The organism is Parabacteroides sp. AF19-14 (assembly GCF_003635485.1).
GTDB lineage: Bacteria > Bacteroidota > Bacteroidia > Bacteroidales > Tannerellaceae > Parabacteroides > Parabacteroides distasonis.
This window is the reverse complement of record NZ_QTMJ01000003.1, coordinates 273,386-286,665: the sequence shown is the minus strand read 5'-3', so window position 1 is coordinate 286,665 and position 13,280 is coordinate 273,386. Positions and strand designations below refer to the sequence as shown.

13 protein-coding genes are annotated in these 13,280 nt (G+C 45.1%); 6 read left to right on the top strand and 7 right to left on the bottom strand.

Features of this window, described 5'->3' with window-relative positions:
* The first annotated feature begins 161 nt into the window (after nucleotides 1-161).
* A complete protein-coding gene (locus DWX33_RS04575) occupies nucleotides 162-3,248 on the top strand; it encodes a TonB-dependent receptor (protein WP_121961815.1) in 3,087 nt (1,028 codons plus the stop codon).
* A 33-nt stretch (nucleotides 3,249-3,281) separates the two neighbouring features.
* On the top strand, nucleotides 3,282-4,769 hold the full coding sequence (locus DWX33_RS04570; RefSeq protein WP_121961816.1) for a RagB/SusD family nutrient uptake outer membrane protein: 1,488 nt from the start codon (nucleotides 3,282-3,284) through the stop codon (nucleotides 4,767-4,769).
* A 54-nt stretch (nucleotides 4,770-4,823) separates the two neighbouring features.
* Here the strand turns inward: DWX33_RS04570 and DWX33_RS04565 are convergent, their stop codons facing one another.
* The 3 genes from DWX33_RS04565 to trxA all read right to left on the bottom strand — a co-directional run bounded on the left by DWX33_RS04565 (nucleotide 4,824) and on the right by trxA (nucleotide 6,925).
* Nucleotides 4,824-5,405, bottom strand: coding sequence for a DUF417 family protein (locus tag DWX33_RS04565; RefSeq protein ID WP_005854756.1), 582 nt, complete (start codon nucleotides 5,403-5,405; stop codon nucleotides 4,824-4,826).
* 93 nt (nucleotides 5,406-5,498) lie between these two features.
* Nucleotides 5,499-6,335 carry a helix-turn-helix domain-containing protein gene (locus DWX33_RS04560; protein WP_005864844.1) on the bottom strand — a complete coding sequence of 279 codons (837 nt, stop codon included), beginning with the start codon at nucleotides 6,333-6,335 and terminating at the stop codon, nucleotides 5,499-5,501.
* A 119-nt stretch (nucleotides 6,336-6,454) separates the two neighbouring features.
* Nucleotides 6,455-6,925 (bottom strand): thioredoxin, encoded by a 471-nt coding sequence (gene trxA, locus DWX33_RS04555; RefSeq protein ID WP_005864842.1) that lies wholly within the window; start codon nucleotides 6,923-6,925, stop codon nucleotides 6,455-6,457.
* Between the two features lie 191 nt (nucleotides 6,926-7,116).
* Between trxA and DWX33_RS04550 the strand changes: the two genes are divergently transcribed.
* Complete coding sequence (locus tag DWX33_RS04550; RefSeq protein ID WP_008778167.1) at nucleotides 7,117-8,169, top strand: hypothetical protein; 1,053 nt, start codon at nucleotides 7,117-7,119, stop codon at nucleotides 8,167-8,169.
* A 47-nt stretch (nucleotides 8,170-8,216) separates the two neighbouring features.
* Here DWX33_RS04550 and DWX33_RS04545 read toward each other — a convergent pair whose 3' ends face one another.
* From DWX33_RS04545 to DWX33_RS04530, 4 genes are read right to left on the bottom strand one after another with little or no spacing between them, the layout of a single operon-like run.
* Nucleotides 8,217-9,122: an outer membrane beta-barrel protein gene (locus tag DWX33_RS04545; protein WP_008773404.1), complete on the bottom strand. Its 906-nt coding sequence runs from the start codon at nucleotides 9,120-9,122 to the stop codon at nucleotides 8,217-8,219.
* Between the two features lie 21 nt (nucleotides 9,123-9,143).
* The gene (locus DWX33_RS04540; protein WP_122144844.1) at nucleotides 9,144-9,608 is read right to left on the bottom strand and encodes a hypothetical protein; all 465 of its coding nucleotides are present in this window, start codon (nucleotides 9,606-9,608) and stop codon (nucleotides 9,144-9,146) included.
* A 13-nt stretch (nucleotides 9,609-9,621) separates the two neighbouring features.
* Nucleotides 9,622-10,167 carry a hypothetical protein gene (locus tag DWX33_RS04535; RefSeq protein ID WP_057326681.1) on the bottom strand — a complete coding sequence of 182 codons (546 nt, stop codon included), beginning with the start codon at nucleotides 10,165-10,167 and terminating at the stop codon, nucleotides 9,622-9,624.
* Nucleotides 10,158-10,709 carry an RNA polymerase sigma factor gene (locus DWX33_RS04530; RefSeq protein WP_081024228.1) on the bottom strand — a complete coding sequence of 184 codons (552 nt, stop codon included), beginning with the start codon at nucleotides 10,707-10,709 and terminating at the stop codon, nucleotides 10,158-10,160. Before DWX33_RS04530 ends, DWX33_RS04535 begins: the two co-directional genes overlap by 10 nt.
* Before the next feature lie 69 nt (nucleotides 10,710-10,778).
* Here DWX33_RS04530 and DWX33_RS04525 point away from each other — a divergent pair, with 69 nt between their 5' ends.
* The 3 genes from DWX33_RS04525 to DWX33_RS04515 all read left to right on the top strand — a co-directional run bounded on the left by DWX33_RS04525 (nucleotide 10,779) and on the right by DWX33_RS04515 (nucleotide 13,263).
* Nucleotides 10,779-11,231, top strand: a complete 453-nt coding sequence (locus DWX33_RS04525; protein WP_121961817.1) for a PepSY-like domain-containing protein — start codon at nucleotides 10,779-10,781, stop codon at nucleotides 11,229-11,231.
* 77 nt (nucleotides 11,232-11,308) lie between these two features.
* The gene (locus DWX33_RS04520) at nucleotides 11,309-11,989 is read left to right on the top strand and encodes a response regulator transcription factor (protein ID WP_121961818.1); all 681 of its coding nucleotides are present in this window, start codon (nucleotides 11,309-11,311) and stop codon (nucleotides 11,987-11,989) included.
* Between the two features lie 2 nt (nucleotides 11,990-11,991).
* A complete protein-coding gene (locus DWX33_RS04515; protein ID WP_008780170.1) occupies nucleotides 11,992-13,263 on the top strand; it encodes a HAMP domain-containing sensor histidine kinase in 1,272 nt (423 codons plus the stop codon).
* The last annotated feature ends 17 nt before the right edge of the window (nucleotides 13,264-13,280 follow it).

The following is a 13,280-nucleotide window of genomic DNA, read 5'->3' as shown; positions in this document are numbered from 1 at the left end:
TACACAATGCCACCTCCACACCCGTATTCAAAGCTTTTCGTAATAATCTCATAAGAAAACAATTATAAAGAAACCTACAGGATTTATCACATCTGGCACGCCTTTTTCAGATAATCCTTTAGTTAGTATAGGTATTAATAAGACGTTTTAAACAAAAAGAGATGAGAAATGTAAAAACATGGGGCATACTATTCCTATGTCTACTTCTATTGCCCGGGGTAGCGTATGCCCAAAAAAGACAGATCGAAGGAACGGTGATTTCCCAAGAGGACAAGGAGCCTCTGATCGGAGCGACCGTTATCGTAAAAGGGAGCCTGTCGGGAGCGGAGACCGATCTCGACGGGCATTTCACGCTGGAAGTTGATCCTGACGCCAAATTCATTATTGTCGATTACATCGGCATGAAGCAGACCCAAGTACCTATCCCGAAAAACGGTATCTTAAACGTGGCTTTACAACCGGAGGCGATGAACCTCGATGAGGTCGTGGTAACCGGTTACGGTAACTTCTCACGTTCTTCCTTTACCGGTTCCGCCAACACTTTACGGGCTGACCTGCTGAAAGAGATGCCGGTGGTTTCCATAGAACAGAAACTACAAGGCATGACCTCCGGTGTCAATATCACGGGAAGCTCCGGGCAACCGGGAGCGAACGCATCCATCCGCATCCGTGGTATGGGCTCGTTCAACGCATCGAACGAACCTTTGTTTGTGATAGACGGAGTTCCCGTCACCTCGGGAAACCTAAGTACCGGAAGCGGTTCGGAGGCCTCCTACATGAACAATGCCAAGACCAACATCATGAGTACGATCAATCCTTCCGATATCGAGAATATCACGGTTATAAAGGATGCCGCCGCCGCCTCCCTTTACGGTTCCCGTGCGGCCAACGGTGTTATCTTGATCACGACCAAACAAGGATCGAAAGGACGTACCCGGGTCACGTTGAACGCTAGCGCCGGATTCTCGGACGCCGCGGTAGACTTCCGCCCGACCCTCAACGGAGAGCAACGCCGGGAACTACTTTATGAAGGCTTGGTTAATTACGCACAAGACCAGATCGCCAAAGATCCCGCATCTTTCACCCAGACTCCGGAAGAGTACGCCAACGCCAATATCGGGGCATACACCTCTGTTCCTGCTTTAGGCTATACCGATTGGAAAGACGTGTTGATGAGACAGGCCGTACATCAAAATTATGAGGCTTCCATTTCCGGCGGTTCCGAGAACACGACGGTCTACAGCTCCTTGGGTTATCAAAAACAAGAGGGTCTGGTGGAGAACTCATCGATGGAACGGTACTCCGGACGCTTTAACGTGCAACAAAAGATCGGCAAACGAGGCGAGGCCGGAGCGAACCTCATGTTCTCGCAAGTGAATCAAGAGATGAACGAGGAACGTACATCCAGTATCAATCCTTTCTATTGCATGGCGGTAGCCACTCCTCCCTCCTACCCGGTATTTAACGAGGATGGTTCCTACGCCAATACCTATCCCGGAACGAACGTAAATCCTTTGCGGGATATGCGTACCGACTATAACCGGGTTCGTATGACCCGTATCTTCGGTACGGCGCACGGTGCGGTAGAGATTATCAAAGGACTTAAATTAAAGGAAGTACTCAGCTATGATTATAGCATCCAAAAGGATGCCCGCTATTTCAACGCATTAAGCGGGGCGGGTCCCAAGAGCGGTAGCGATGCCCAATCGTCCAAAGGTTTTATCGAATACGGGAAATTGATCTCTTCTACCTCGTTGAACTACGTGAAGACATTCGCCAACAAACATCATCTGGATGTACTAGCCGCTTATGAGGCGGAAAGTTTCCAGACGGATAAAGCCGCCGGTGAGAAAAGCAAGATGCCGTCCGACCAATTATTCGAGCCGGACAACGCCGCCGTTATAAACAGTTTCGTATCCTCTACACAGGATTATCGGTTGCTTTCTTATCTAACCCGCTTGAATTATGATTACGACAACCGGTATTATATCGCCGGAAGTTTCCGCCGGGATGGTAGTTCCCGATTGGCGCCGGAACATCGCTGGGGTAATTTCTGGTCGGTCTCAGGCATGTGGCATCTGGGAGCCGAGGATTTCATGAAAGCCGTAAAGCCGGTGTTGAGCGATGTCAAGATCCGTGCCTCTTATGGCGTGAACGGTAATCAGCCGGGATCTTATTACGGTTATATGGGCTTATATAGTTACGGAAAGAACTATATGGATAACCCCGGTTCGTATGAAAGCACACAAGCCAATCCCAATCTAAAATGGGAGAAGAACTATAATATGAACCTCGGACTAGACCTCGCGTTTATCGATCGCATCTTCGTAACGCTCGAGTATTACAATCGTGACACCAAGGATTTGCTTTACAACCGTCCGATCAGCGCCACGACCGGATTCCTGAACTATCTGGGTAATCTGGGGCAGTTAAACAATAAAGGTGTCGAGCTGGAGGTTCGTTCCTTGAATATCTCGAACGCAGATTTTAATTGGACTACGGTATTGAACTTGACACATAACAAGAATAAGATCGTGGCCCTTGATGGTAATCTCGATCAAGTGGTGGAAAGTAGTTGGTTTATCCGGAAAATAGGATTGCCATTCAATACATTCTATGTAAAGGAATTCGCCGGGGTAGATCCCTCGAGCGGAAATGCGCTGTATTATAAAAATACGGAAGACGAGAATGGCAATCTAGACCGCACCTTGACCCAAGATGTCAATGAGGCGCAAGCGGTTCCTTATAAACAAGTAGATCCGAAGATATCCGGAGGCCTTACCAATATCCTTTCTTATAAATGGTTCGACTTGGCCTTTACGCTCTCTTATTCATTGGGCGGCTATTCTTTCGACAAGACCGGTACGTATATCGAGACAGACGGAGCCAGCGAAGGAAACCGCAACCTGCCCATCTATGAGTTAGACCGTTGGCAAAAGCCCGGTGATATCACCGACATTCCCCGTTTCGTATTGGGACGCTCCGACAAAGTGAGCGGTGGTTCCTCTCGCTTCGTACATAGTACGGATCACTTGCGGTTAAAGAACCTGACGTTCGGGTTTACCCTGCCTCATAACTGGACCGATAAAGTCTTGCTGGATAAAGTCCGTGTCTATTTCTCCGGCAGCAACTTGCTGACTTGGGCGAAATGGAAGCAATATGATCCGGAAGTGCCCGTATCCGGCGAGGTATTCTGCGAGACACCGCCCATGCGAACCTTTAGCTTCGGCGTGGAAGTTAATTTCTAAACACAACAATTCATTCGATAAAAAAGAAATACAATGAAATGGTCAATTAAATATATCGTAAGCGCTCTTCCTTTCTTATTCACGGCTTGTTCCGGAGATTGGCTGGATCTGGATCCCTCCACTTCCGTGACCAGCGATAACGCTATTCAGTCACTGGAAGACGCTAAAACCGCATTAAATGGAATCTATCGCATAGCATCCGAGCATAGTTATTATGGAGACAACTACCTCTATTATGCCGACTGCCGTGGCGAAGACGTACAAGCTCGTATTGACAAAGGTCCCGGCAGACGTGTATCTCCGTACTATCTGTTCAACGTAGCCGCCGACGACGCTTTTAATATCACGAGAGTATGGAACCAACCCTATATCGTGATTCATCAAGCGAACAGCTTAATCGAGAAAATAGACAACGGTAACGTCCAAACCTCCGACACGCAAGAAATCGCCCGTATAAAAGCAGAGGCGTTGGCTATGCGTGGCTTAGCCTTATTCGATTTAACCCGCCTCTTTGGCATGCCTTATACACTGGATAATGGGGCGTCCTTGGGTGTGCCCATCGAGATCAAGACGGAGTTGCCGACTCACCAACCGTCTCGCAACACGGTAGCCGAATGCTACAACCAAGTGATCAAAGACCTGACCGAAGCCTTACCCAACCTTGTTACAACCAAATCCGACGGTCACCAAAATGTATGGAGCGTGAAAGCACTTCTATCTCGTATCTATTTATATATGAACGACAACGAGAACGCCCTTAAATACGCTCAAGAAGTAATCAATAACGGAGGTCTTTATACCTTGTTCACGCACGATGAGTATACCTCCGTATGGGGAAAAGACTTCAATTCCGAATCCCTGTTCGAGTTCTACTTTACGCTTACCGAGCCTTCCGGCGGTAGTGGCGGAGAGGGCGCTCCCATGGTATATGCCGATAACGTGAAAGATTGGAACAATTTGGTCTTGACGAAAGATTTCTTGGATTTACTGGGTGAAGACCCGGATGATGTTCGCCATGCCTTATGCCGCTTACCTCAAAAACCGGACGAGGATATCCTTCCAACCGGTTCGACCGGACATCCTAAATATCTGGCGAAGTATCCCGGAAAAACAGGAGATGTATTGACCGGCAATCCGCAAGACAATGACCTATGCATCATCCGTCTGTCCGAGATATACTTAAATGCGGCCGAGGCGGCTTTCAAGCTAGGAAAACGTAGCGAGGCGTTAGGCTACCTGAATCAAATCGTAAGCCGAGCCAACCCCAATAAATCCGTTAGCGACTCCGAGCTTTCCCTAGAGAGAATCCTTAAAGAACGCCGCAAAGAATTGGTTGGCGAAGGACATGCGTTCTTTGATTACATGCGTAACAATATTCCGGTAATCCGCAAGGGCGGTTGGCATTTGCCGCAATTACCTACCGACGTACAGGTGATCAACGCTTCCGATCCCCGGGTAGCACTCCCGATTCCGCAAAGCGAGATCGACGCAAACCCGAATATCGTACAGAATAAACGGTAACCAACAAGAAAAAGGGGAATGGCATTAAAACCATTCCCCTTTTTCTTGTTTCGCTTATTTCTTTTTCAAGATCCGTTGCGCCGAATCCGACAGCACCACGATCGCACCGGCCAGTATCGCCGTATCTTTTATCACCAATCGCCCGGCCCCCGATAATAACGGGAAACCAAATTCCCCGCTGCCAAGATTAGGTACCCAGACCTCCGGAGTCGTGACCAAGAAGGACAACGTCCCGAACGTCATGATTATAGCCAACCCCGCTCCTACCAAACCGATCTTCGGCGAGAAAATGCCGAGGAAAGTCAAGATACCGATCGCCATGATCAAGATTCCCAAGCCACGAGAGAAGCCATACGTGTTATTCTCTTGATGCCACTCATGCTTCGCTTGATCGAACTCACCCTCTTTTAATTTATACGTCTTATATTCGGGAGCGCTTTTCGTATAGAAGAAACTCATGAAAGGGCTGTTCGCCACAAACGGAACGATGCCTTCCGCTTCATAATTCCAGAACTTCAAACCGCCGATCCACACAAATATGATCAAGATCGATATACGGATCAAATTAATACCTAGCTTCTGAGTAGAGGCCGCCACTTGCAAAAACGAGTAAAACAGGTCATTCAACTTTTTCATCTTATTATTTGTTTTATAGTATTGAACTTATACCGCAAAGATCGGTAGAAACACCTATCCCGTAAATGGCGATTTTACCGGATGAGTTAGCAATTATTCCCGTTTCTCTCTTTTCCGGTACTCAGAGACGCTTTCTCCCGTCATTTTCTTGAAAAAACGGCTGAATGTGGCTTGATCCTCGAAGCCCAAGATCTCCGTGATTTCCTTCGCGCTCTTCTGGCTATATAATAGCAATCGTTTGGCCTCAGCCTCAATTCGTTCGTGAATGATCCGTAACGGAGAAGGTAATCCGCAAGTCGTAAAAAGGTTGGATAGGGTTTTTGGGGAGCGATGCAGCATATCCGCATAATCTTGGACCATCTTCTTTTCCTTAAAATGGTTATCTACCAATACATAGAACTGGCGAACCATATCGAACGCCTTTTCCCGTTCCGGGCTTACCGAAAACTTCTCACGTGCGATTCGGGTGCACAAAATAATGAAACGTTTCAGTAAGATACGCAGCATCTCCTCTTGCAAATTATCCTTTATGGCGTACTCACTCGTTAGGCTGTCGGTGATATCGCGCAAAGAGGCAACTTGGGATTCGCTCAATTTCAATTGCATCACATTGGAAGTCCCGTTAAAAAGAAAACCATTACACGACACCTCATTGTCATGTCCGAAAATACAATAGAAGTTACTGTTAAACAGAAGGGTCAAGTACTCGCCATTGATCGCCTTGAACTCGATATGGTGCAAAGGAGTCAAGGGAATAATCTCACCTTTCACTAAGGTAGTCGGTACGTGATCGATCTCCAGTTGCAACGAACCGCTTTGTACCCAAATAAACTTGTAAAGCGTATTATCTTTCTGCAAAGCAAGGTTCGTGTGATACGAATCGGTCAACGCTATATTACCTCTTAAGCGAGTATTAAAAATATATTCCATAGATTTCTTCCGGATTTTAAGACGGATAAAGATAACAATATTATATAAACAAAAAGCGGAAGTTCACTTTATTCCCAGCAAACTTCCGCGTCACTAATCCCCAAAACACACTATACGAGTTATTTCGACTCTAATAAAATATCATCAACCAATTTCTTCAACTCATTCTTCTGCATAGCCCCTTGAACCATACTCGGTTCTTTCTTCATCGGTACAAACAATAAAGAAGGAATACTACGGATACCGAAAACACTCGCTAAATCCGCCTCTTTATCGACATTCACCTTATATATGTTGATTTTACCCTCGTACTCTTTGCTGATCTCATCCAAGATAGGAGACATCATCTTACAAGGGCCACACCAAGTGGCATAGAAATCGATAACCGCAGGTTTATCACCCTCGAACTTCCATGCGTTCGGGTTTGTCTCAAAGTCATACACTTTCTTTACGAAATCTTCTTGTGTTAATTCTGTTACTGTCATTTTATTTTCTGTTTTATTGTTATTATTCTTATTTCCATTACTAGCGTTCGCCATTCCTACCAAAAGACTTGCGAACAATACGGCACCGACCTTAATAAAACCCATCTTGAACCTCCTTTTTATTTATTACTTTGTCTTCTATTTATATTGCAAAGTTCATCTTATTTCCACGATTAAGAAATGGCCATATCGCCGGATAAGTTTGCAATACTTCCCGATCCCCATCAAAAAAGTATAAAATAAGTTTTTTCAAGATAAATGCCGTACCTTTGCGACGTTTTCCCAAAGAACACATTATGAGCAATAAACAATTATTCAACGACCCTGTTCAACGTAAACGATATATTTGCGCTTTATTAATGATCTTATTAATGGTGGGTGTCTCTGAGCTTATGGGAGAGAAAGAGATTATCTTCCCGGAGATGGCGGCGCTCACGATCGGAATGTGGATCGTAGATAAAAAAGTATGGACCGTAAGTCGTCTTAAATTAGTTCTGTTAATGTCGATCGGGGCCATCGTCGGTGTCTGTATCGTACGCTATTCTCCTTTTCCCTTGATCGTAAATCTATGTATCTCGTTCGCGTTCTCGGCGATATGCCTACAAGTCTCCCGGACCACATTGATTCCACAGATATCAGCCTGTATGCTCCCGATCCTTTTAGGGACGGAGAGTTGGGTATATCCGATAGCCGTGACGGTTATGTCGTTGGTGGTCGTTGGCGGACAAAAGTGGATGGAGAAAAATAAGTATAGAAAAGAGATTACCTATACCCCGGTTCAACGAGACCCGAAGAAGAATTGCCTCAAATGGGGAACCTTGCTGGCAACGATACCTCTTATCGCCGCAATTCCCATTCATACCGGTTATTTGTATTGTATCCTTCCCCCGTTAATCGTAACGTACGTGGAATTCTCCACCTCGAAGGCCGGATTCCGAGGACGTCCCTTGGGAACTTTCCTGCTGCTGGCAATAGCGGCTGTCTTAGGAAGTACCTCCCAATTGATCGGACATATTTATTTGCATTTACCGGAGACGGTCGTAGCCCTCTTCCTTTTCATCTGCTTATTTATCCTATTCGAGTGGTGGGGGAAATTTTTCGCTCCGGCCGGGGCGATCGCGTTAGTCCCGATGATCATTTCTCCCCAAGGGCTGATAGGGTATCCATTGCAAGTAATGATAGGTGCTGCCCTGCTCATCTTCATCGCCATGGTTCTTTTTTTAAAATGTTACAAATGGCCTAAATCACATCTGATTTATTGCTTAGTCCCCGCCCCCATACGTACTTCCCATAGATACCGATCCTATTTACGCCAACAAGAAAGAAAAACGATGCCGAACCTTGGTTAACAAGATCCGGCATATCGTACATTCTTTTTCCGTAAAACCTCAACGATCTACAAATGCAACTGCAAGCCGATAGAAACCGGATGCACCTTCGGACCTTTCCCATTTTCAAAGAGGTCGATCGGTGAGTACTTGGCGTAAAGACCGATCCAATCCCAACCGGCTTGAAATAAGAAATCCATAGTTACCGGACGGATATTCATACCGGAATCCATTTTCTCTTTGTGCTTTTTACCGGAAGCGTCATTATATACGATCTTCGAGGAAGAACAAGTCTTGATCACACCGACTACACCCGCAGACAAGAAGAATTCACTCGAACGCTTTTTAGGTTGCCATTCCAATAACAACGGAATGGTCAGACTCGTGATATTCAACTTACTCGCTTTCAACGTAACACCCTCAGGAGCCGGACGTAAAGCCGTAACACCGTCTATCTCCTTGAAATACTCATTCGAATCTATACGGTAACGGCTCCAACGCATACCGGCACCGATCACCACCGCCCAACGATACCGAGAGAACGGGAACGCTTTTTCCAATACATTCAAATTATATTCCAATGAGTTTCCACTACGAAGGGAGACTCCGTCTACATCATTTACATGTAAACTCCCATCCGCGAAGTTCGCGAAGCCCATTCCAAAACCGGCCCAATGCGGATTGAAGTCTTTATCCCAAGTAGGCACAGGGATATTGATAGACTTCACGTGTTTACGGCGTTCATAGCTTTGTCCGTCCCGGTAATGCCCTTCGAAGATCAACTCGTCGTCCACGGAATCACCATCCTCGTCTACCTCATACACCCTGACTTTCATGCGATCGCCATTATCTTTCACCTCGATACGTTTTCTCTCAAGGGTGATAATCGTATCCCCAGCCAAAGGCTCAACCTCAGCGGCCATCAACCCGATTACCGGGAAGCAAGCCATTAAGACTAAAAGTATTCTTTTCATCTTCCTATCTGTTTTGTTTGTTTATAAATCTTTCTTCGTAAATAATAGCGTGATTAAATCATCACTATCCAAATCTCCCTCAATGTACACCAAGGTTATTACCCCTTTCTTGCTGACCTTAAAAAGGACAAAACGGTTGATATCTGCTTCTACGCCCTTCAACTGGTAATAAGCGGAGACTACCCCTCCATCGTCCGTCACCTCTTTGATCTTCCGGGCCCCTTTCTGGTCCGCTTCCAGACATTGGCGGGTAAACCGCAGGGCTTCCGGATCATCTTTGATCGTAATACTCTTATAACGAGTCATGCCATACGTTTCCAACATCTCGTTAGACAACTCCACCATCGTGACATTACGTTTTTTGCCATATCGTTGAAAGACTTCCTGAATCTTCAAGTCTTTCTGTGTCTCGGCAGCCGAGACACTACAAGGCATTAAGCAAAATACCGCCACCAGCAACCATAACATGTATTCGAACCGTCTCATATTTACAGTATTTTTATTCATTATCATCAAATAAAGAACGAAGCTCGTCCAATTGGTTATCTATAATCATACGGTCGGCCTCATCACGATCCACTTCCGGAAAGTACTCGTCCGCAGGTGTGGCCACCTCCTGCAAAGCTTCCAGCGCCATGGAGCGAACTTTATGAATATCCGTATAACAACGACCGTTTATAACGACATAATTATCCGAGCAGAAGCAAGGATCTACCGGATTCAACAGATGGTTAAGCCCCAAAAGCAGCAAGAAACTGGCGGCGATACCGGATACCAAATACAACACGGATCGTAAAGTAAACGTCTTCTTTTCCTCCACCTTTTCCGCATCCAGCATAAAAAGGATATCCTCATCAATCGGAATCAATGCCTCATCCGGCTGTCGCTCCTTCCGGCTCTCTTCCTCCAAATAGGCAAACATAGGCGTATAGACCGCCAACCTGTCCGGAACATTCCCGGAAGTAAAGAAGGCTCGAAGTTCCCGCTCTTCTTCCGAAGAGGTTTCTCCTTCAAAATATCGGTTTAATAACTCGTCTATGTCCATTTCTCTTGTTTATTTAATTGTAAAAACTGTTCCCGTATCTTTTTCCGAGCCCTTGAGAGATTCACCCGGACATTCTCGACCGGTGTAGCCGTGATCTCCGCAATCTCGGCTAACTCATAGCCCTCTACATCCTTCATCCGGATAATGGTTTGCTGCAAAGCGGGCAACTGGGCGATCAAGTGCCGTATGCATTCGGCGGCATCCCTTTGCTCCAGTTGTTCGTCGGGGCTTACCGCATCCGATACCAACGTAACGCTCTCCAACTCCGATCCCTGCGGCTTTCGCAACTTTATCTTATCCAATGAGAGATTTTTCGTAACCTGCATAGCCAGCGCCTCCACGCTATGGTAGGCATCCAGTTTTTCCCGGATATACCAAAGCTTTATGAATGCCTCTTGCACCACATCCTCAGCATCGGCTGTGTCCTCAACCAGTCTTTGGGAGAAATTCAACATCTTCTGCCGGAGAGGTAGTACGGTTATTTTAAACGTCTCAAGTTCCATTTCTATAATCAAGACGACAAAGGAAGAAAAACATATCATGGAAAATTAACTTATTTGGAAAAAACTTTGCCTGTCACCCGCTTGTTTGTAATAGAAAACTTAAACGTCATGAAACTAAAAGTATCATTTACAGCCATTTTATTCATGAGCTACTGCTTATTCCTCACCGTAGGTTGCCAACAAAAGAAACAAGGTTCCGATGACAAATCGGTCCCTCAAGCGATTCAAAAGGTTATCCAGATGAAATATCCAGGGGCGACCATTACCGATTACGATAAAGATGCCGCAGGTGTAGAAGTCGACATCAAGGATAAAGGCGTTAAGAAAGAGGTTCTGCTCGGCAAAAATAACGAGTGGCTAAGCACGAAATTCGATATCCATGCCGAAGATGTTCCCGTAGACATCATGGACAACCTAACAAATTCGGCTTATCATGAATATAAGATAGATGAGGTGACACAAATAGACAAGCCTTCGGGAACATTTTACGTATTCAAACTAGAGCATGAGAACAATGAGGTTCGCCTCACGTTTAACTCAGAGGCCCAATTATTGAAGTAGAACGGTACTGAATCTTTTCTTATTCCAGATTTTTACCAGAATATTTCAGTAGCTTTGTATGATTAACAAGCTAGCCTATGAAAATTCTGGTAGTCGAAGATGAAAACGCATTGAGAGAAGTTATCGTTCGTTCTCTTGAGAAAGAACGATATGTGATAGAGAGCGCTTCCTCTTTCCGGGAAGCTTCTCTTAAAATAAATGATTATGATTACGATTGTATCGTATTAGACATCATGCTTCCGGGAGGTAGCGGCCTTACCCTTTTGAAGGAATTAAAGGCCTTACGCAAGAAAGACAGCATCATCATTATCTCCGCAAAAGACTCTATCGAGGATAAAGTTACAGGATTAGATCTTGGGGCCGATGATTATCTGACCAAGCCTTTCCATCTGGCGGAATTGAACGCCCGCATCAAGAGCGTTATCCGCCGCAAGCAACAAGATGGGGAATTGCAACTGTCTTTAGCGAACCTAACGATATATCCCGATAAACATTCCGTCTATATAAACGGGAAAGAGATCGTATTGAACCGTAAGGAGTTCGATCTGCTCTACTATTTCATATCCAACCCCAACCGTTTGATCAGCAAAGCTACTTTAGCCGAGTCCGTCTGGGGAGATTATATAGACCAAGCCGATAATTTCGACTTCATCTATAGCCAAGTAAAAAACTTGCGAAAGAAATTAAAAGCCGCCGGAGCCATCCCCGAAATAAAGGCGGTCTATGGCTTCGGTTACAAAATGACCGACGAGGAATAAATATGAAGCTAATCCATTACACCCTCCGCAATTTATTTGTCCCCATATTGGTCATTTTCGCCGCTTGGGGATGTGTTTTCTGCCTTATGATTCTACATGAGGTAGAAGACGAGACGAATGACAGCCTTGAGAACTACAAAGAGATTATCATCCGCTCCGCCTTAGCGGACAGCACATTGCTGAAAGATCATGTGGATATCATGACCCGGTACTACATTCGTGAGGTTCCGGAAAGCGAAGCGAAACTAGATAAGGACGAGTTCTACGATACTACGGTATACATAGAGATAGAGCAAGAATACGAACCGGTTCGTGCCTTACGCACTTATTTCATGACAAAAGATCGTAAATTCTACGAACTGACGCTGGAGTTATCCACCTTAGAACAAGAAGATATGATCGAGACGATTATCTGGAGCATGGCCGTCTTATATATCGCATTGATAAGTTGCATCTTATTCGTGATCCATCGAGGATTCAAAAGAAGCTTTAAGCCTTTATATAAGCTATTAAGCTGGCTGAAAAGTTTTCAAGTAGGCAAATATAATCCTCCATTAAACAACCCTACACCCATCGAGGAATTTAAGATATTAAACGAGACCGTTCAAGAAAGCGTCAACCAGAGTGACAAGCTATACAACAAACAAAGACATTTCGTAGAGAATGCCGCCCACGAGTTACAAACTCCATTGGCCGTATGCATGAACAAATTAGAATTATTAAGCGAACATCCAGATTGCACGGAAGATCAACTGAAAGAGATCGCTGGCTTGCATCAAGCGTTGAACGGCATCATCCGGTTGAATAAATCCCTCCTATTACTTTCTCGGATAGATAACAAACAATTCCCCGAGACCCGGGATATTTGCCTAAATCATCTTATCCATAAGATATTAGAAGGAATTAATGACATATACGAAAGAAAAGCTCTCCACTTACGAGTTTCAGAAAAAGAGAGTTTGGTATGCACCATGAATGAATCGCTGGCCACTACGTTAATCACCAATCTCATTAAAAACGCCTATGTCCATAATTACGAGAAAGGGGATATAGGAATCACGATCTCTCGCCGTATGCTTACGATCGCAAATACGGGAATCGACAAAACCCTTGATAAGGAATTATTATTTGCCCGTTTTGCCAGCCAAAGCAAACAACAAGAATCGACGGGCCTTGGGTTGGCCATTGTCAAATCAATAGTCGATCTATATTCGATCCGGATAGATTACCAATACGCAAATGGTATGCATACATTCACATTATTATTCTATTAACGGCCGAAATTCCCAAT